Genomic DNA, 18,939 nt, shown 5'->3' with positions numbered 1-18,939 from the left:
TCTTTTTTATTTCACGGCGTCAATAAATGCAATAGTACGCTGCAGGCAGGTTATGGTGTGTTCTATGGTAAAAGCTCCTTGGGCAAGACCTTGGCTCAAGGTGAGGGTATACACGGGATATCCCGGGGTGTGCATGCCGTGAGAGCAGGGTTTACTACGCTATGACTACGCTATAACTACGCTATAACTACGCTATAGGTACGCTATAAGTACGCTTTAGGGTGGGTGTAAGCATACCGTATCTATACTATAGACAGGGTGTTATATATACTAAACGCAACGTATTGACGTTCTTATACATACCTCAATGACGATCGGTGGCCCTCTAAAAACTAAGATTATGGCACGACAAACAGGTATTATTACCTTTATAGGTACCCTTGGGGGTATCAATTTTTATCAGGACAAGAAAAACACAAGAAAAGGGAATCACAACCTGGCTAAGACAGCGGGTGGCGGGTTTACCCGGGAGGCTATCTTTAACGACCCGAATATGAAGCGGGTTCTGGAGAATGCCACTGAATTTGGTCATTGCTCGTACGTGAACAGGCGTTTCCGACTTGGAGTGGAGGCCTTCTTTCCCGAGTATCATTTTAAATATTTAAACCGCCGACTCATGTCGTTGTTTACCCGGCTCAAGGATCTCGATACCGATAACAGACGCGGCAAACGGCGGGTGGGTGCGGGTATGGAGCATCCACAGGGACTCGCATTGCTACAATCGCATAGCTACACTCCAGACTGCGATGTGTCCCGCATCCTTCCCTTCGATCTCAGTTATGATCCCGAACGCTTCCGTACGCACATTAGCGGAATAGATGTACAGGCGATCCCGTTCCCCAAAGGAGCCGATTATGTACAGTTGCGGTATGGGATACTGGAATTTGATTTCCATACACTGGAAAAAGCACGGCATTCCAGCGAACCGATATTACTGTCGCGGGATGACACCCGAACCTCGCTCGAACTCCTCCCTTCCACCCTTCCGCAGGGCATAGGGATCCCTTTGCCGGTGATTGGGGTGTGTTTCCTTCAGGAGATCAACGAGACCTTATATCCGTTGCAGTCGGCAAAAAGTGTAGGGTTCTCATTGGTTCCTACTCCATAAGGCTAAGCATCCTTTGAAGTAATTTCGTAGTGTATGGGTTTGAACGAACCATTGTTACTGTCGGGTGCGGAGCATGCCGTAAGACCTACCACAAGGTCTTCTAAGGCTTCAAGGAGAACGTAATCGCCCGCTGTACTGGTGGGCGCAGCGACGGTTAATTTTCCATTTTGATCGAACCGAACATTCATAAATATGTTAAAAGCAGTTGGAATATCATCCGGTTCAATACCAAAGGGTTTGAGATTCGTGTATAGATTCTCAAAACAGCTGGGATGATATCCTTTGTGATCGTACATGATCTCAAACGTTTCGGGGCTGCACGGGGCGAGCAGGAAATCATTTCGACCGTTGGTATCTTCGAGTATTTTCATTAGAGGCCGGCTTCGGTTACTCCATAGCCGGTTTCCTTTTGTGATAAGAATAGATGCTTCAAAATCGAAGGTTTTTCCGCCGGAGATCTTTTCCTTGAAATCATGCGCATTGAAACATACCATATCACTTACTTGTTCACCATGAGGGTCAATTACCTTCAATATGTCTCCTTTAGCCAATCTGAATGCCACTCCGCTTTGTTTGGGTATTGATTGTTCCATTTATTTCTTGTTCTTTTATAGGATTGTCGTTAGAAAATATATCTAATGAGAAGCATGAAATGGGCATTTCCACGCGGCTTCTACGTGACGGCCGCTGTACTGTCGTGCTTCACTTTCTTCACCAAAATCTTTTAATACGGGATTCACGGATCCCTGTAAGGTCTTATCTCTTCGTCTAATCGTATCCCGCACCCGTTGATATGTTCCCATCTCCCGTAATTTATCGAATTGCCAATGTAAGTTAAATACTAAAGTAACCACCGGTGCTCTCCGCGCTTTTCTGGAGCTTTTGGGATGCATGCCCACAATATAGAAGGCGGTGCCTCCAATACTGAAACTAAACGAAGGGTCATCGGGATCCTTACTTACAGCAGAATCCCAGTTTTGTGTATCCGCTTCGTGTATAAATTGCAGTTGTTGCCAAAGTAATTTTTCGAACTCGATCTCTGAAAATACGTCCACGTCCGGGAATGTTGCTATAAACGTTTGAAAGGTATTCGCTTCAAAATCACAGGTATCAAGATACTCCTTTAGATCTGAAAGGATGTGAGCAGCCGTGCTCCGGGTTCCGAACGAAGGATACTCCTTTAGGGTAACAGCATCCATGGAAAATACGGTCTGCGCCATCACACAGGGGTGATCTTTGGCAACAATAAAGTCTTTAAAATCGGAATACAGATCTGCAGATTGCTCATTCAGGGTTCTTGCGTGTGCCATCGGTGTAAGGTTTAGATTTATTTTAAAACTATAGGAAAGTGAGAGGTCCCTCTTTATAGTTAAGAAAGTTTTACCATAGATTTAATTCGCACTTAACAACCTTTCCTTTATTTTCATAAAAATTTTTAAAAGAACCTGCTGCATTTACTAGCAAAGCATAAGCACAAGGGCATCGTATTGCTGTCCTCTGAACGCGTGTTAACAACCGACAGACGTTATGAAATTCATTCAATTACTATCTATTCTGGGCATCTCGGTGGGGGTGATGACCGTTTTCACTTATATCGTTTCTGCCTTATGGGACAAACGCTTTGGTCAACCGGAACTGTTGACCCAATTAGTAAATAGCTCTAAGCTGATGAAAGGAGCCAAACCGCAGGGAAAATGGATAGGCTGGGTTTTGCACTATGCTTTTGGCGGAGTCTTTCTATTCGGGTATGTCTACTTGAGAGCATTATTTGAATTGCCGGTGACTTTCTTATGGGGATTAGGATACGGATGCGTTGCCGGAATTTTAGGAATTCTTGGCTGGATGTCGTTATTCAAGTTTCACCATGATCCTCCGTTTGTGGATCGCCATGCTTTTTATACCCAGTTATTTCTGGCACATATCATCTTCAGTCTCACCCTAAGTTTATTGTACCTGCTGCTTAGTCCTTTTTCCTATAGCGTACCATAAGATACAACATGATCATATTGAGCCCCAGCGAAATGCCATTGGTTGCTATAATTGGGATATCGCTTTTCAATATCCCGTATACCACCCATAACCCTACTCCCAGAATGAGTATGGTAAACATAAAGGGCGAAACGTCTTCCACTTTCTTGGTGTACCATGCTTTTTTAATCTGAGGGATCACCGCGATGGTGGTAAACGCACCGGCCAGAAGTCCAATGATGGTGGTTAATTCCATTACTTTCTATATATCTTCCTATTAGAGTTTCATTTACTTTTACATATTAATGCCGGTAAGATCGGTGTGAGCTTACTCTTATCGAAGTTACAAAACCAACGATCAGATAAAAAAGGTTTTGCAGTACCTTAACAAAATTGAAAGGTGTGGTGTTTGTTTTCAGGGGATTACTCTCTATTTTATTCTGAAAAATACCGACTCTATGGAACTCAATAAATGCATCTTAGATACACGTAAAATATTTTTTATGAAAATGTTTTTCGTGTCAGAAAATAATCTACATTCGCGCTCAATTTAACATCTAATTTTTTCAACAAATGAAAAACGTAATTTTAAGTGCTTTCGCATTAATGGTATTAGTAGCATTTTCTTCTTGTCGTGAGACTACCGAAGAGAAAGCAGAAGACGCAGTAGAAGAAGTAACTACTACTGAGACTATGGAAACTCCTGTAACTGAGACTACAGAAGCTACCGAAACTGCTATTGAGACTACTACTGGAGTAACTGATACAGTTGCTACAGAGAAAGTAGAGATCAAGTAAGAAACACTTTAGACATACTACGCTCTTGGGCGTATCGTACAGAAGCCTCCGCAACCGCGGGGGCTTTTTTGTTGTTATGAATTACCGGAAGGGGTGGTGTATTTCTTAGCGATCGCATCCACACAATTGATGCCATCTATGGCTGCAGAAATAATCCCCCCGGCATACCCGGCACCCTCCCCACAGGGATAGAGTCCGCGTACCGATATGTGTTCCAGTGTTTCAGGGTCTCGCGGAATACTTACCGGAGAAGAGGTTCGGCTCTCCGGGGCATGGAGCACTGCATCATTGGTATAATAGCCTTTCATCTTCTTACCGAATGCGACAAAGGCCTTTTTTAAACGTTTGGTGAGAAGTGCCGGAAGTACCTCATTGAGGTCAACCGAAGTGATGCCGGGCTGATAGGATGTCTTCGGAAAGTCCTTGGAAACACGTCCTTCCACAAAATCGATCATGCGCTGGGCCGGTACATGCTGGGTGCGTCCCGCTGCTTCCCAGCAACTGCGTTCCACGAATTTTTGAAAGTCCAAACACACGAAAGGATCTTCGGGGCTATAATTGGGAAGATCTTGAGGCGCCACACTTACCACAATACCGGAATTAGCGTACGGATTGTTACGTTTGCTGGGGCTCCAGCCGTTGGTCACTACTTCTTGCTGCTCCGTGGCACAGGGCGCAATAATACCGCCCGGACACATACAAAAGGAATAGACCGCCATGCCGTCCACCTGTTCTACCAATGCATAGGAGGCCGGAGGCAGATAGGGATTATCATGTTCGCCGTGGTATTGTATGGTATCGATATGTTCCTGCGCGTGTTCCACCCGTACCCCAATGGCAAACGGCTTGGCTTCCAGAGACACCTTTTTACGTTGAAGAAGGTAGAAGATATCCCGAGCCGAATGGCCCGTGGCCAAGATCAGATCGGTGCAGGGAACGATGTTTGTTTCATTGATATGAATAGCAGTAACAGCTCCATTGCTGATCTCCAGGTCTGTAAGCTTACTTTCAAAGTGTACCTCTCCCCCTGCCGTTATGATCGCTTCCCGCATGTTCGTAATGATCTTGGGGAGTTTGTTGGTCCCTATATGCGGATGTGCATCCACCAGGATATCGGGGTCGGCCCCGAAGTGAACGAACCATTCCATCGCTTTCAGTACATTGCCTCGTTTTTTGGAGCGCGTATACAGTTTCCCGTCGGAGTAGGTTCCGGCGCCCCCTTCGCCAAAGCAATAGTTGGATTCGGGGTTTACGATCTCGTCCTTATTGATGGCGGCAAGATCCCTTCTGCGGGCCCGTACATCCTTGCCGCGCTCGAAAACAATAGGCTTGAGACCGGCTTCTATGGCCCGCAGTGCCGCATAGAGTCCGGCTGGGCCTGCGCCAATAATGTGAATGCTGCGGGCGTTTTTCACCTGCTTCGGAATAAAGGCAGGCATGCTTTCACGTATTTCGTGCTGCATCCAGAATTCCAGTTGAAGGTTGACCTTGATGGGCTTACGGCGTGCGTCGATAGAACGTTTCCGAATGCGCCAATCGGAGATATCCCCTTTCCGAAGCATTGCTTTTTCGAGTCCCACTTCCAATACATAGGGAGCATCGGCCGCCTGCTGCGGTGTCACTAAGATCTGAACCAGTTTGCTCATGGCTCATTCGAACTAAAGGTGTATCGGTAGGAAAGTCCTCCCCCTATCACCGTGGGAAATGTGTTACTTGCATCAACACCTCCCAGTACCGTAAACGTACCGTATTGATTGGTAGCATAGCTAAGGGACACGGCATTGTGCCAGTTCTTAATAGCGGGTTCTATGGGTGCCCGGAAATTTCCCAGCTGGGAGGCATAGGATGATCGTAGCATCCATTCCCAGTTCTTAAAAGCACCGGAAACCCCTAAATGATGTACATTAACACGATTATTTGCCAAGGGAGATGTGTTCTCAGTTACCGGAATATTCTCATCATAAATAATAAAAGGAAAACCTATAGTGGTTTGTTCATAACTCCATCCGCTGCGATAGAGATTATTAGTAAAATAATTATCGATCGCACTTTCTCCTCTGCCTTTACTCTGATTAGTAGTGGTGGTATGTTCATAAAGAACGGCTTTAATCCATTTTGTATTTGCGGGCTCATAAGATAGCCCCCAAACACCGTCCGGGAGGTTGTTCCAGCGGGCACCTGACCCGTCCTCGAACGGATGTTCATGATAAAAAACCCATTGTCCGATGGTTGTATTCCATCCATACTCAAACAAATAAGTTCCTAAGTGATTTCCCACGGCATTTTCAAATGTAGACCCATTGAGTGTAATATCCCTTCTTCTCGCGGTAAAGACATCCAGAAACGTATCAAGACCTTCCGGAAATTTCCCATAGACGGGCGAGGTTCCACCCCATTGCGCCACATGTTGAATCCCTATGGTCATATGATGATCCTTATTGAAAGTAGTAATGAGCCCTAATCGTTTGTAATGAACCCTGGTATTCTCGACATAGCGGTCGTCATTCAATTGATAATGAGCGATCCCCCAGTCCAAGGCAAATGTATGTGTTAAACGAAGCGGTTGAGAAGCTTCCACAAGTAATCCGGGCAGTGGGCGGGCATTTTGAGACCACAGAAAATTATTTCCCGAGGCGGACAAACCATTTCGACTAAGTTCTTGCTTTCTTGCACCAAGCGTGGCCTTCAGCCAGTTATTCCGAAACGAGATAAATATATCACGTCGTTGCAACTCGTCTGCAACCCCATCCCGGTAAAACCCCGCAATTCCTGCTTCCAATATTGAATTTTCAAAAGAATAGGTTGCTTGAAAGCCAGCTGTGCCCGATATATTGGTTTCGGGGTTTAATGCCGTATTGGTATTGGTATAGAACCAGAAAGGAAGTCGGTCCTCATTCGAAAAGGCTCCGGTTGCCTCTATGCTTCCGTTGTAGTTAAATACCTGAGCCGTACCCATAAAACCCATACAAAGACAAAGCACGATAAAGAGAGACTTCATGAGTTGGATGGTTTTAAATGCATATTATTTATACTACCGTCGAAACATACGATCCCGCAGTGACTTCTTTTCGTTGGAATAGGTATACCCGTATTTGTTTCCGTAGCCAAAATTACTCATGGTCACATTGTTAAGAACCACAGCCATATTAGCGAGGCGACCATCGTTGATAGCATCCTTAGGGAACTCAAGAAGGCGCTTATCGGTAAAGCCGGCACGGACCACATACAGTAATATATCGGCCATCTTGTTGATGAGGATCGTATCGGTCACCAACATAGAAGGTGCCGTATCCACAATAATATAGTCGAAATCCTCACTAAGCTCATCAAAGATCCTAGTGGTACGCTCCTGCATAAGGAGTTCGGCAGGATTGGGCGGGATCACGCCGGACAGCACGATGCTGAGATTTGGATTGTACTCACTCTGTGCGGTCAGCTCCCCGGCCGTTAGCGAGGGGTCGATGATGTATTCGGTAAGACCTTTGTTCTTCCGAAATGCTTCAGGAAGGTATCGGTGCAGCTGCGGATTTCGGATATCGGCACCCAACAACACTACCTTCTTACCTGTAAGGGCCAGTGTAAGTGCCAAGTTAAAGGCCACAAATGTCTTCCCTTCCCCTTTTATGGTCGACGTAACAAAAACGGTCTTGGTAGCCGCCGCTTCCTTTTCCTTGTTCACGAACAGGTATTGCAAGTTGGTACGCAGAATACGGAAGGATTCAGCGAGAATGCTTCGGTCGTTGTGTTGGATCAATTCGTCATCGCTCTTTTTCAGCCTAGGGATCTCACCTATCAATGGTGTATCAGTAAGCACGCGTTCCACATCACGACGATTAGCCACTTTAGTATTCAAGAGGAAACTTCCGTAGACTCCTATAAAAGGAACCAACAAGCCCGCCAACAAGGCGCCCATATATATTAACGGGCGGTTAGGTGCCACCGGGGCCTTGCTGCTGTATGCCAGGTCCACAATCTTCGCTTTGGGAGCCGTTACTGCCAGGGATATGGAAGCCTCTTCCCGTTGTTGCAGTAAAAAGAGGTATAATTGTTCTTTGATGGTTTGCTGACGCTCGATCCCTCTGTAGAGTTTTTCCTTGGTAGGCACTTGTGCGATCTTGGAATTAAGTGCCGCTTCCTGATAATTGAGGTCACGCATGGAAACCTTTAGCGCATTGCTGGTATTCTTCAGGCTGCTTAGAATCCCTTCGCGTATCTGTTCGATCTGATTGTTCACGTTCACCACGATAGGGTTCTTAGCAGTGGAGGTCTTGAGCAGTTTGTTTCGCTGTAAGATGAGCTGATTGTAATTGTTGACCGCCTCCCCTACTTCCTGACCGTCCAATCCGATGTTTGAAGGCAGAAGGTCGTTCGTGGATGAGTTCTCCATATAGTCGATCATGGTATTCGCCAATTCCAGTTGGGTCGCAATCCCCGATTGCCGGTTATTGTATTCGCTGGCATTTTGCAGAATGATCTGTGCCTCGGTCTCAATATCGGTCAAGCGGTTGCTACTCTTAAATTGTTCTTTGTTGCGTTCTACGGAATCCAGTTCTCTGGTAATGATCTCCAGTCTGGAATCAATAAAGTTCGAAGTCTTCTGCGCTACCTGATTCTGGTCGTTGATAGCATCCTTGTTATACTGAAAGATAAGCTCGTTGATAAAATCCTCGGCCTTTTCAGGGACAGGCGATTGCAAGCGTACGTTCACCACATTGCTGTTCTTGATGTCATTGGCTACCGTGATGCGCTGCTGATAAGCTAAAGCAACCGCTTCTACCGGACGGTAAGTCACTGAGATCTGCCGATCTATAAAGCTTTCAAAAATAGACATATTCTCCAGATTCGGCAGGACCGTGATATCTCCAAAAGGAAGTGATACCCGCTCCCCGAAGGTATACGTTCCCTGCATGGCTCCCGATTGGGTTTCCACTGCATATTCCGTACTCGACTTTATTTCGAAGATGAGCGTGGGCACGGGATTGGTGCGGGTGCTGTCTGCAAAGGATAAGTACTGCACCGTGAACGGTTTGTATTTGTATAATTCGGAAGCCTTCACGGTTCCCAATGACTGATAGGTGATATTAAGGTCCAGTTCACGAACCACATCGGAGATGATCCGCTTGGAATTGAAGATCGCCAGTTCATTCTCGATCTTGCTATTATTGAATTTAGAGAAAAAGCCGCCCAGATCCGCAAATGCGGCCAATTCTGAAGGTCCGCCACCACTTCGTTCATCCTTGATGATGACCGTAGCATGAGTTGCATAGGAAGGTGTGGTGTACCGTAAATAGATAAACGCCAGGATCACGGCAACGATCACTCCCAGTACAAACCAATACCAGTGACGGAGGTACTTTTCGACCAGTTCTCTCAGGGAGGTTTCTCTTGCTTCGGAATTGTTCATGGGTGTGTTCATATAGTTTCCTTATCGGGTTAAGATAATCACGGTACTCAATACCACAGTTACCAGCGACAGTAAGGCCGGGATATCCGGAAGGAATCCGGATTTCTTTACGCCTTTTAAAGAGGGTTCCACATAGACCACGTCATTTTGTTTGAGGAAATAGAATTGGCTGTCAAAAAAGTCGGTTTGTGTAAAATCCACCCGTCCTACGATGCGTTTTCCGTCGTTCTCGCGGATGATCACCACCTCATTCCTGTTGCCGTCCAGGGTAAAATCCCCTGCCAATCCAATCGCTTCGGGCAAGGTGATCCTTTCATCCTTTATAGCATAGACCCCCGGATCGTTCACTTGCCCCAGTACCGTGATCTTGAAATTCATAATGCGAACGTCAACCACAACGTCCTTAATATATTCTGAAAGTTTTGCTTTCAATAGTGTTTGCACTTCCCCGCGCGTCTTTCCTGCTACAGGAACATCCCCCAACACAGGAAAACGGATGTTTCCCTCGGCATCCACTAAATACCCCTGTAAACCGGGGTTGCTGTTCCCTACGTTGTTCTCCAGACCCGTAACACGCTCGAAGGGTTTTACCACTTCACTATCGATGGAAGAGATGGAAATGTGAAGTATATCGTTGGGTTCTATGATAGGCTCGAACGTTTCCTTGATCATAGCCTGATCGATGGATTCGGCATCCTGAAAATAAAGAATTTGTTTCTTGGTAGCACAAGACATTAGACTTGCGAAGGTAAGAACGAGTAAAATTGCTTTTTTCATGCGGTATTTTAATGATGCAAATATAAGGTTATAAATAAAACGTACCCTTCATTCTCAAAAACGATTACGGCACTTTATGCATTTGTGTATCTTGGGGCTCGTCCAGGGATTCAAATTGTGAATTCTCGCTCTTGAACTCAGGCACCATTTCCTTCAGCAACTTCACTATCTTCTCGTCTTTCCGCTTTGTGGCTGTCTTGACGATCTCTTTTACCTTTACCTTAAAATCCTCGAATTTTACCACCGGTACCTTGGTAATCATGATCTTGGGATGGTGGGTTGGTAAGGCGGTTGAGGAATCATTGAGCAGTTCTTCAAATAATTTCTCCCCGGGTCGCAGACCGGTAATCTTGATATCGATATCTGTATACGGCTCCAGCCCCGACAAACGAATCATACGCTCTGCCAGATCCAGGATCTTAACCGGTTTGCCCATGTCGAAGACATAGATCTCCCCTCCGTTCCCCATGGTTCCCGCCTGCAATACCAACTGGCAAGCCTCCGGGATGGTCATAAAATACCGTATGATATCGCGATGTGTTACCGTCACCGGACCCCCCTGCGAAATCTGTTTTCTGAAATGCGGAATCACCGAACCACTAGAACCCAGCACATTCCCAAATCTGGTAGTAATGAAGCGTGTACGCACCCCTTTTTCATTCTGAAGCGATTGTACGTACATTTCGGCGGCTCGTTTTGAAGCCCCCATCACATTGGTAGGATTCACAGCCTTGTCTGTAGAGACCATTACAAACTTATCGATATCGTGGTTGAGTGCCAGGATGGAAAGGTTTACCGTCCCCAGGATATTCACATAGATCGCCTCGTGCGGATTCCGTTCTATAAGCGGCACATGTTTATAGGCCGCTGCATGATAGATGATATTAAAATTGTACTTGGAGAACAGCAGTCCCAGTCGGTACATATTGCTTATGTCTGCCAGTTCGGTGATAAAATTAAGATTGGGGTAATTGAGCTGTAAATAGATCTCCAATTCGTGTAATGCCGATTCTGCCTGATCGAGAATTACGATCTGTTCCGGTTGGAACTCGGCTACCTGTTTCACGATCTCACTCCCAATAGAACCTGCCCCGCCTGTGACGAGGATCGTCTTTCCGAAGAGATCGTTCTTAATAAGTTCATTATCGATGTGGATGGGCGTTCGTTCCAAGAGGTCTTCGATCTCGATGGGACGAATCTGATTGTGAATGTCCTCTTTTTTGTTCCATGTTTCCATATTAGGCACATTAAAGACCTGTTTGTTGTGTGCGATACAGTCCTCAATGATCTCGTTCTTGATCTTTCCGGGGAGTGTTCCACTTATTATAATGACCCCGTCCACCTGCATTTGCGTAAGCGTTTCAGCAAAACTATGTTTTATGGGAACTACCGGCTTCCCTAAGATCTTAAGTCGTTTCGAATCTTTTTTCTGGGTGATGAACCCCACCAGTTGAAACGGCAGGTGCGACTCTGTCGTTATGGCTTTTCCTAAAGAGATAGTATAATCATCCAACCCGATAATCGCTACTTTCTTTTTTAAACCGCCACTTGCCGAACTTCTCAGAAATTGATAACTTTCCTTCACCGCCACGCGAAATAGCAACATAAGGGTAAAAGATAGCAACCCGTACAAAAGTACAGAGGTCGTTAAAAAAATCTTTCCCTCTCCAATTACGCTTGCATAAACTCCATTGAAGATTAAAACGACTGCCATGGTTGAAAAGGAAGAGAACGCCAGTTTCAATACATCTGTAAAAGTAGAGTGTCGAATAATGCCAGAATACGTTTTGTATACAAAGAAGAAGATGAAATTAACCGAAAGGATTGCAATCGCCTGCCAATGGATAGAGAGTTGATCGAGAAACGTAATTGGTGTCCCCATCAAAATAAGGTATACCATAAATAAAGTGGCGATGCTAATAATGGTATCAATGACTATCACGATCCAACGGGGTAAATAGCGTTGATCGAGGAGTTTCAATTTATTATCCCCAATATAAAATCGACTAAATATTTGTTTCATAGGTTATTAATAAGACTGGGAGTCAGGCAAATATAACTAATATCTACTTATATTCTTCCAAAACTGCTTGGATCCTTTGCTTCTCCTTTTCGGTTATATTAGACCCAGAAGGCAGGCACACGCCCTGTTGAAAAAGCGTTTCAGAAATCTTTGCGCCGTAATAAGGTGCGTCCCAATACACCGGCTGTAAATGCATAGGTTTCCAAAGCGGACGTGATTCAATATTGTGTTCTGCCAAGGCGTTTCGAATCCCTTCGGAAGAAATACCGGCACGGGTGGGATCTACGGTGATACAACTAAGCCAATGGTTGGAAACCATCTGCTCTGAAGGTTCAGAAAACACTGAAACACCATCCCAGCCCTCAAATATCTCCATATAAAAATCATGCATCTTCCTGCGCAACTGCACATGGGCATCCAACACTTCCATTTGTCCGCGGCCGATCCCCGCTGAAATATTACTAAGACGATAGTTGTAGCCTATCTCACTGTGCTGGTAGTGCGGGGCTTCGTCCCTCGCCTGAGTCGCTAGGAAAATAGCCTTTTCTTTTATTTTTTCATTCTTTGAGACCAGAGCTCCGCCGCCGGAAGTAGTAATGATCTTATTCCCGTTGAACGAAAGAATTCCGATCGTTCCAAAGGTCCCACATTTTTGTCTGTTATAACTGCTCCCCATAGCTTCCGCACTGTCTTCGATCAATGGAATCTCATATTTTTGTGCCACTGCCAAGACCTCTTTCACTTTAAAAGGCATCCCATAGAGATGGACTGCGATAATGGCCTTGGGTTTCTTTCCTTTAGAGATACGGTCTTTGATGGCCGCTTCCAAGTGATCGGGGCAGATATTCCAAGTATGCGGTTCACTATCGACGAAAACAGGCGTAGCTCCCCTGTAGACGATAGGGTTCGCGGAAGCTGAAAAGGTCATGCTCTGGCAAAGTACCTCATCCCCTCGCTCTACTCCTAAAAGAACTAGTGCCAGATGCAGTGCTGCTGTTCCTGAGCTCAAGGCCGCGACATGGCAGGATTCCCCCAAATATTTTTCAAGGGATGCTTCAAATCCGTTCACATTGGGGCCTAAAGGAGCCACCCAATTGCTCGCAAAGGCCTCTTGCACATACTCGAATTCTTTCCCTCCCATGTGCGGAGAAGAAAGCCATATTTTTTCAGGATTCATTTGTGTATTTTATAATTCTTGCAGGATTTCCATAGACTATCGCATGATCCGGGATGTCTTTTGTAACTACAGCACCTGCACCCACTGTTACCCATTTTCCAATAGAAATTTCCGGAAGAATGATACTCCCTGCTCCGATCAAACTTCCTTCTCCAATAGTGACCCCACCAGATACAGCGGCTTGAATTGCAATATGCACGTGGTTGCCCACTTTAGCATTATGGGAGACGACAGCTCCGTTATTGATGATACAAAAATCCCCCACGGAAACTGCCGCATCTACCACAGCTTTTGGATGTACCAATGTTCCAATACCCATGGTGGAGGAAGGGTATATTACTGCCGACGGGTGCACACTGCTTGGGAAAGATTGAGTAAGTCTTTGTGCCACTTTCTTTCGATTTAAGTTATTTCCAATTGCTATACAGGCATATTGCGTAGTTATGTCTACTTTGCTCGTGTGAAATACCGGAACCCCTAAAATTGATTTTTCTTTTGGGGCATCATCGACAATAAGGACAGGAGAAAATTCACCTATACATTTTAATAGTTCAATAACGGCATAACAATGTCCCCCGGCTCCGTATACAACAATATCCCTCATAACTCTTGACTTCCTTTAAAGCGCTCCATTGTCGCAGAATCAGATGCATTCACCTCCTTAGTCGAAAAAACCTTAGTTATGGTCAACATCAAAATCCTAATATCTAACAGAAAACTAATTTTATTTACATATTCCACATCCAACTCGAACTTTTTCTCCCAACTGATTGCATTACGCCCATTCACCTGTGCATATCCTGTGATTCCGGGTTTAACCAAATGACGTTGCCTTTGGAACTCGGTATACAGAGGAAGGTATTCCGGTAAAAGTGGTCGAGGCCCTACAAAACTCATCTCTCCTTTAATTACATTTATTAACTGGGGAATTTCATCTAATGAAGTGGCTCTAATAAATTTACCCAATGCAGTTATTCGTTCTTTATCCGGCAAAAGACTACCATCCTCATTCTGTGTATTCTTCATTGTTTTTAATTTGATAATTAAAAAATTCTTCTCGTTCTTGCCCGGGCGTAATTGATAAAAAAACGGATTTTTTTCTCCGGAAGCAACAATGATCAAAATTGTAAGAAGAAGAATGGGACTCAATATAATAAGCATCATACCGGCGAATACAAAATCAAAAAAAGGTTTTATTACCGCCCTATACATTACTAATAAATCTATGAAAATACATCATTAAAAAACATTACAATGTCTACAACATATTAAATATCAAGAGATTTTAATTTAATATTTTAGTAAAATCATAATACGTATCTACGCGTGCAAAGGTATTTAAATAGTTTAATTTAATATGCTTATCCCCCTTTAAAAAGGACAACAACTTCATCAATCGCTTAGCCTTTGTCTTTATAGACTTCTACCATTTCGGATATTGCAGATTCGATAGACTTAACAGGTGAGAAATTTAAAAAAGTCTCAATTTTATTTGAGCTGTAGATGACTTTTGTAGTTAAAGCATTTATTCTTGACTCTGTAAGCGGATTGTTATTTCTTATTGAAAGTAAGAGGCTAATAACTTGTGCTAGCTTCTTAGGGATCCTATACTTAGGAATAGGCTTTTTAAGTTCTAATGCAACAAAACCAATAAAGTTTTCAATATAATCCCAAGAAGACACATTGAATATCTGGTCTTTTGCATTGTCATTAATGGCTGCCAAGAAAAGTGCCTGCACTACATTGTCTACAGGTACATAATTAACAATAGCACCTTTCTTTCCTATATAGAAAAACATTTTCCTGTCTACCATTTCAATTAGTTTATAAACTGACTGATTGGTCATTGATCTTCCAATAATATTTGATGGACGAATAATGGTAAAAGAAATATTAATAAGGTTTAAATCCCGAATCACATTCAAATCTGCCTGTAACTTGGTCTTTTCATATAGGCTAATAGGATGACAAGGTTGATTTTCTGTGACTGTACCATAATAAACTGGGCCATATACTCCAACACTACTTAGTTGAATCCAGTGTTTTACGTTTCCTTTGGCTGCTTCTATCAAATTGTTAGTTCCATCAATGTTAGTGGCTACCATTTTAGAGGTGTCTAAAAGTTCGGCAGCACAGTGATACAGAACATCGGTATTCTTAAGAAAACCCTTTAAAATTGTGACATCGGATAAACCCCCGTTATGAATTGTGGTCTTTTTAAAATCATTATCTTGAGATAAATCCTTTCTCGATAAAATATGTACATGGTTTCCTTCCTGAAGATGTTTTTTTACTAACATTCTTCCTACAAATCCAGTTGCTCCAGTAACCGCTATCTTCATATTAACCTAGTAATTTTCTATAGAAGAGAACCCACTCATTTGTAATATTTTTTGATGTAAAGTTTTTCAAGACAAATTCTCTTCCGCCATCACCCAGTCTCTCCCTTTTCTCTTTATCTGTATGCAATTGTTGCATTTTGTCGTATAATGAATCTATATCCCCTTTAATATGATATAAACCTGTTTTATCATTCAATATTGTTCCTTTTAACCCGTAGGTATCACTGCAGATCACGGGAATTCCGCATGCCGATGCCTCTATTACGCTTGTTCCAAAACCTTCACGATGGCTTGGCAAACAAAATACATCCACCGCTTGAAGGTATTTTTCAGGATGGGAAGTAGGGCCTACATATTGTATTACCGACTTGTTCCCCACTATTTTTTCAATTTTCAGCATCAATTGGTCTTCATCATACCCTATTATAAGAAGTTTAGCGTTGTGATTGGCGGCATTTAACTTTTTAAAAGCTTTGGCTAATTCTAATAACCCCTTATCAACATTGAGTCTTCCCAAATAACAGTATATAACATCATTTACATTGTAGCCTAAAGCAGTGCGTTCCTGTGACCGATTGAACCGCGGAGAAAAAATTTCAGTATTCACCCCACTAATTGATCCCTTTCCAAGAACTTGTGAATTACTAGGACTTACAATATTTTGAGAGATAAGATATTCTCTTTGTGAATGGCTATCAACGAGAATTTGAGTAGCAGCATGTACAATTAAACGATCTAAAAATCGTAACAGCCTCTTCAACAATCCTTTTTTAGTATACCATACCTGCCCTGTAAAAATATGTATTCTGTGCTCAACTCTCACTAATTTTGCTGCTAACATGGCAAGCAAGCCGGCTTTTGGAGTGACAGAATGTACGACATCGAATTCGTACTTCTTAAATTTTCTGGCTAATAAAAAAAGAGCTCTGATATCCTTGAAAAATGCAATCTTTCGATAAATTGGAATGTGAATAATATCTTTTAATCCGATTTGCGGAAATGTATCGATACTTTCATTCTCAAAATTTGCAAAAAGATAAACCTCATAGTGTTTTCCTAATTCAGAAAAATGATTTAAAAGAAAAGCTTTAGCAGTCATAGGTGCTGCTACTACAAAAGCAATTTTTTTTCTTCCTCTTTGTTTCATAATTGGCTAGTCAGCTATGCTAATTCCTGATAGAATTGAAGATGCAGGTTAATCATTTTTTCTATATTAAAATTTTCAGCCCGTTGTATACATCTTAAACATATCTCCTCATAATAATCTTCATTATTCATCAGTTTGAGTATCTCATCTGCTAATATGTTGTGTTCCCCGCGAGGAAAGAGAATTCCAGCACCTTCAACTATCTCCTTCAGTCCCGGTACGTTTGATGCCAAGAAGGGTTTGGTTGAAGCCAGTCCTTCAATACTTGATAGGGACAAACCTTCATAATAAGAGGATAGTACGACCAGGTCTGCAGTTTTTAAAAGAGAAGGTACATCCATACGCCATCCTAAGAAAAATACTCTTTCTTCCAATCTCAGCTCTCTGGTCAAGACAATACATTCCTTCTTGGTAGTGCCATCCCCAACTAGGATAAGTTTGCAAGTTGGAGGCAATTGTGTCATAGCTCTTATAAGAGTCTTTTGATCTTTCTGCTCTCTAAAGGCGGCAGTCATTATTATTAGCGTATCTGAATCTTTAATAGAAGTTTCAATTGACTGGCGACTTACAGGTGTCGCTTTTTTTATTTCGGAAAGATCTACTCCGTTCTGAATAACCTCAAAAAATTTTTCAGATATCTTTAAATGTGTTATTAATATCTGCTTGATCTCTTCTGAAATACAAATAATCTTATCGTATTTTTTATATACAAGCCTGTCGATCATTCGGTATAACCTATTTCCAATTCGACGATTCCAGGTATTGTGTTCGGTAAAAATAAACTTAGCCTTGCTACGAGCAAATCCTTTTGCAAATGCCGCCCAATATAATGCCGGAAAAAGGTGCACATGGACAATATCTGCATCTTTAATGAGAGGAGCGATCTTAAAGATTAGATTAGGGTTATATAGATTGGCATTTGTCAATTTATGGATCGCAATCGTAGGCTGCTCTTCTAATTTTTTTAAAAAGGGATATTCGGACCCGTCAAGTAAAATAAGTTCGATTGTATGGCCTTTGGCAGCAAACTTTGGTAAAATATCAAGTACGAGTTTTTCAGCTCCACCGGTATTTAGACTATTTATAATGTGAATAATTTTCAAATCGCTTTATTTTTAACAAAGATCCTTCTATGGTATAGAATCCATATCCCAATAACCAAAAAAACAGGAATGAACATATTCTTCTGGCGTAACATAATCCCTAAATTCCCCAAAATTAAGGAAAAGGCGAGGGTTCCCATGAGAAAATAAATTAACATTCCTTTAATAAGATAATTAGACTTCCTAATTGTAGCAATAGGTTTGTTTAGGATAATGAGAATAGTGAGTAAAAGTAATATTAGGTTCTCAAAGGATGCTAATATTGCAAATATTCCATTTATATCAAAAAACAAGGGCCTATATAAAAAAGTAAACATTTTAAGAGGCAAGGGATATCCACTTATATCTACACCGGAACCAGTAGTATCCCTATTCAATACAGAAGCTCTTTCTGCGGTGTATTCTGAGATAGCAGTGCTTTCAAGACTCTCTAATTGCACAAAATTCAAAACATAATCGAATATCGAAACGAATCCGATAATAAATATCATGAATATGATTACTTTTTGATAAACTTTCAATTTTCCATCTATCAAATAGCCTCCTCCAAAAGCTGCCAAAAGGAATAAGGTGATGTGAGGTCGAATAGTTATGGATACTAAGACAGCAATAAATAACCCAAAAAATCTTTTTTTTACATTTCTAATGGAATAAACAAATAGAATTATACTGAAAAACAGTAAACTGTCTTTACCTACTCCCGAGGACCAAAAATGAAGGTTCGGAAGAAATAAGAGTGTTGGAAAGATTGAAACTCTAAAAAACTTTAGTTGTTTCAACTTTTCCATATCAGGCATTAATTCCTTTATTATTTTATAGAGATAAATAAATCCGATATATCCCAATAAGGAATATGCTAAATTCCCTGTGAACAAAGAAAGATCTAAGATTACGGCTGGTATATAATTTAATAAGTATACGAAACTGTTTGCTCTTTGATTCACGATAAGGAATAGAATGTCATCGAAATCACCCATTTGAGGTACCACCCAGTACTGAATAGAATCTCCCCCATTTGCCATTATATAAAAATGAAATGCGATGGTAATCCCAAAGTGGTAAAAAAACAATTGAGTAAGTATTTTCCTGTCG

The 18,939-nt window shown here is 42.4% G+C and carries 19 protein-coding genes; 3 read left to right on the top strand and 16 right to left on the bottom strand.

What is annotated here, in order from left to right; genetic code table 11:
* Window positions 1-6: 6 nt before the first annotated feature.
* Complete coding sequence (locus JS40_RS15625; RefSeq protein WP_262482540.1) at window positions 7-135, bottom strand: hypothetical protein; 129 nt, start codon at window positions 133-135, stop codon at window positions 7-9.
* 205 nt (window positions 136-340) lie between these two features.
* On the opposite strand from JS40_RS15625, the gene JS40_RS02075 reads away from it, so the two are divergent.
* Window positions 341-1,108, top strand: coding sequence for a hypothetical protein (locus tag JS40_RS02075; RefSeq protein ID WP_152558114.1), 768 nt, complete (start codon window positions 341-343; stop codon window positions 1,106-1,108).
* Between the two features lie 2 nt (window positions 1,109-1,110).
* On the opposite strand, the gene JS40_RS02070 is transcribed toward JS40_RS02075, so the two are convergent.
* A complete protein-coding gene (locus JS40_RS02070) occupies window positions 1,111-1,701 on the bottom strand; it encodes a DUF1989 domain-containing protein (RefSeq protein WP_034257978.1) in 591 nt (196 codons plus the stop codon).
* Window positions 1,702-1,743: 42 nt separating this feature from the next.
* Complete coding sequence (gntA, locus tag JS40_RS02065) at window positions 1,744-2,418, bottom strand: guanitoxin biosynthesis heme-dependent pre-guanitoxin N-hydroxylase GntA (protein ID WP_034257976.1); 675 nt, start codon at window positions 2,416-2,418, stop codon at window positions 1,744-1,746.
* A gap of 217 nt (window positions 2,419-2,635) precedes the next feature.
* Between gntA and JS40_RS02060 the strand changes: the two genes are divergently transcribed.
* Window positions 2,636-3,097 (top strand): hypothetical protein, encoded by a 462-nt coding sequence (locus JS40_RS02060; protein ID WP_034257974.1) that lies wholly within the window; start codon window positions 2,636-2,638, stop codon window positions 3,095-3,097.
* Here JS40_RS02060 and JS40_RS02055 read toward each other — a convergent pair.
* The gene (locus JS40_RS02055) at window positions 3,069-3,332 is read right to left on the bottom strand and encodes a SemiSWEET family sugar transporter (protein ID WP_034257972.1); all 264 of its coding nucleotides are present in this window, start codon (window positions 3,330-3,332) and stop codon (window positions 3,069-3,071) included. The genes JS40_RS02060 and JS40_RS02055 overlap by 29 nt on opposite strands.
* A 350-nt stretch (window positions 3,333-3,682) precedes the next feature.
* Here JS40_RS02055 and JS40_RS02050 point away from each other — a divergent pair, with 350 nt between their 5' ends.
* Window positions 3,683-3,874, top strand: coding sequence for a hypothetical protein (locus tag JS40_RS02050; RefSeq protein ID WP_152558113.1), 192 nt, complete (start codon window positions 3,683-3,685; stop codon window positions 3,872-3,874).
* Window positions 3,875-3,948: 74 nt separating this feature from the next.
* On the opposite strand, the gene JS40_RS02045 is transcribed toward JS40_RS02050, so the two are convergent.
* The 12 genes from JS40_RS02045 to JS40_RS01990 all read right to left on the bottom strand — a co-directional run bounded on the left by JS40_RS02045 (window position 3,949) and on the right by JS40_RS01990 (window position 18,869).
* The gene (locus JS40_RS02045; protein ID WP_034257969.1) at window positions 3,949-5,520 is read right to left on the bottom strand and encodes an NAD(P)/FAD-dependent oxidoreductase; all 1,572 of its coding nucleotides are present in this window, start codon (window positions 5,518-5,520) and stop codon (window positions 3,949-3,951) included.
* On the bottom strand, window positions 5,517-6,872 hold the full coding sequence (locus JS40_RS02040) for a capsule assembly Wzi family protein (protein WP_084677418.1): 1,356 nt from the start codon (window positions 6,870-6,872) through the stop codon (window positions 5,517-5,519). Before JS40_RS02040 ends, JS40_RS02045 begins: the two co-directional genes overlap by 4 nt.
* A 33-nt stretch (window positions 6,873-6,905) precedes the next feature.
* On the bottom strand, window positions 6,906-9,290 hold the full coding sequence (locus JS40_RS02035) for a GumC family protein (RefSeq protein ID WP_051957467.1): 2,385 nt from the start codon (window positions 9,288-9,290) through the stop codon (window positions 6,906-6,908).
* 9 nt (window positions 9,291-9,299) lie between these two features.
* Window positions 9,300-10,055, bottom strand: coding sequence for a polysaccharide biosynthesis/export family protein (locus JS40_RS02030; protein ID WP_034257967.1), 756 nt, complete (start codon window positions 10,053-10,055; stop codon window positions 9,300-9,302).
* Window positions 10,056-10,119: 64 nt separating this feature from the next.
* On the bottom strand, window positions 10,120-12,078 hold the full coding sequence (locus tag JS40_RS02025; RefSeq protein ID WP_034257965.1) for a polysaccharide biosynthesis protein: 1,959 nt from the start codon (window positions 12,076-12,078) through the stop codon (window positions 10,120-10,122).
* A 43-nt stretch (window positions 12,079-12,121) separates the two neighbouring features.
* Window positions 12,122-13,255 carry a DegT/DnrJ/EryC1/StrS family aminotransferase gene (locus JS40_RS02020; RefSeq protein ID WP_034257963.1) on the bottom strand — a complete coding sequence of 378 codons (1,134 nt, stop codon included), beginning with the start codon at window positions 13,253-13,255 and terminating at the stop codon, window positions 12,122-12,124.
* Window positions 13,245-13,859: an acetyltransferase gene (locus tag JS40_RS02015; RefSeq protein ID WP_051957466.1), complete on the bottom strand. Its 615-nt coding sequence runs from the start codon at window positions 13,857-13,859 to the stop codon at window positions 13,245-13,247. Before JS40_RS02015 ends, JS40_RS02020 begins: the two co-directional genes overlap by 11 nt.
* Entirely contained in the window at window positions 13,856-14,467 is a 612-nt protein-coding gene (locus tag JS40_RS02010) for a sugar transferase (protein WP_034257961.1), read from the bottom strand. The genes JS40_RS02015 and JS40_RS02010 overlap by 4 nt, the downstream gene beginning before the upstream one ends.
* A gap of 188 nt (window positions 14,468-14,655) precedes the next feature.
* On the bottom strand, window positions 14,656-15,597 hold the full coding sequence (locus JS40_RS02005) for an NAD-dependent epimerase/dehydratase family protein (protein WP_034257960.1): 942 nt from the start codon (window positions 15,595-15,597) through the stop codon (window positions 14,656-14,658).
* 1 nt (window position 15,598) lies between these two features.
* A complete protein-coding gene (locus JS40_RS02000) occupies window positions 15,599-16,744 on the bottom strand; it encodes a glycosyltransferase family 4 protein (RefSeq protein ID WP_034257957.1) in 1,146 nt (381 codons plus the stop codon).
* A 14-nt stretch (window positions 16,745-16,758) separates the two neighbouring features.
* Window positions 16,759-17,847: a glycosyltransferase gene (locus tag JS40_RS01995; protein WP_034257955.1), complete on the bottom strand. Its 1,089-nt coding sequence runs from the start codon at window positions 17,845-17,847 to the stop codon at window positions 16,759-16,761.
* Window positions 17,844-18,869: a hypothetical protein gene (locus tag JS40_RS01990; RefSeq protein WP_152558112.1), complete on the bottom strand. Its 1,026-nt coding sequence runs from the start codon at window positions 18,867-18,869 to the stop codon at window positions 17,844-17,846. The genes JS40_RS01995 and JS40_RS01990 overlap by 4 nt, the downstream gene beginning before the upstream one ends.
* Window positions 18,870-18,939: the final 70 nt, after the last annotated feature.

This window comes from Altibacter lentus (genome assembly GCF_000746845.1).
In the GTDB taxonomy this organism is placed as follows: domain Bacteria; phylum Bacteroidota; class Bacteroidia; order Flavobacteriales; family Flavobacteriaceae; genus Altibacter; species Altibacter lentus.
This window is presented reverse-complemented; position numbering and strand designations above follow the sequence as displayed.

Bases quoted from the DNA above. Each gene is read 5' to 3' on its own strand.
- JS40_RS15625 (WP_262482540.1), bottom strand. From the start codon at position 135: ATGCACACCCCGGGATATCCCGTGTATACCCTCACCTTGAGCCAAGGT.
- JS40_RS02040 (WP_084677418.1), bottom strand. From the start codon at position 6,872: ATGAAGTCTCTCTTTATCGTGCTTTGTCTTTGTATGGGTTTTATGGGT.
- JS40_RS02025 (WP_034257965.1), bottom strand. From the start codon at position 12,078: ATGAAACAAATATTTAGTCGATTTTATATTGGGGATAATAAATTGAAA.
- JS40_RS02070 (WP_034257978.1), bottom strand. From the start codon at position 1,701: ATGGAACAATCAATACCCAAACAAAGCGGAGTGGCATTCAGATTGGCT.
- JS40_RS02010 (WP_034257961.1), bottom strand. From the start codon at position 14,467: ATGTATAGGGCGGTAATAAAACCTTTTTTTGATTTTGTATTCGCCGGT.
- JS40_RS02045 (WP_034257969.1), bottom strand. From the start codon at position 5,520: ATGAGCAAACTGGTTCAGATCTTAGTGACACCGCAGCAGGCGGCCGAT.
- JS40_RS02000 (WP_034257957.1), bottom strand. From the start codon at position 16,744: ATGAAACAAAGAGGAAGAAAAAAAATTGCTTTTGTAGTAGCAGCACCT.
- JS40_RS02055 (WP_034257972.1), bottom strand. From the start codon at position 3,332: ATGGAATTAACCACCATCATTGGACTTCTGGCCGGTGCGTTTACCACC.
- JS40_RS02005 (WP_034257960.1), bottom strand. From the start codon at position 15,597: ATGAAGATAGCGGTTACTGGAGCAACTGGATTTGTAGGAAGAATGTTA.
- JS40_RS02020 (WP_034257963.1), bottom strand. From the start codon at position 13,255: ATGAATCCTGAAAAAATATGGCTTTCTTCTCCGCACATGGGAGGGAAA.
- gntA (WP_034257976.1), bottom strand. From the start codon at position 2,418: ATGGCACACGCAAGAACCCTGAATGAGCAATCTGCAGATCTGTATTCC.
- JS40_RS02050 (WP_152558113.1), top strand. From the start codon at position 3,683: ATGGTATTAGTAGCATTTTCTTCTTGTCGTGAGACTACCGAAGAGAAA.
- JS40_RS02060 (WP_034257974.1), top strand. From the start codon at position 2,636: ATGAAATTCATTCAATTACTATCTATTCTGGGCATCTCGGTGGGGGTG.
- JS40_RS01990 (WP_152558112.1), bottom strand. From the start codon at position 18,869: ATGGCAAATGGGGGAGATTCTATTCAGTACTGGGTGGTACCTCAAATG.
- JS40_RS02030 (WP_034257967.1), bottom strand. From the start codon at position 10,055: ATGAAAAAAGCAATTTTACTCGTTCTTACCTTCGCAAGTCTAATGTCT.
- JS40_RS02035 (WP_051957467.1), bottom strand. From the start codon at position 9,290: ATGAACACACCCATGAACAATTCCGAAGCAAGAGAAACCTCCCTGAGA.
- JS40_RS02015 (WP_051957466.1), bottom strand. From the start codon at position 13,859: ATGAGGGATATTGTTGTATACGGAGCCGGGGGACATTGTTATGCCGTT.
- JS40_RS02075 (WP_152558114.1), top strand. From the start codon at position 341: ATGGCACGACAAACAGGTATTATTACCTTTATAGGTACCCTTGGGGGT.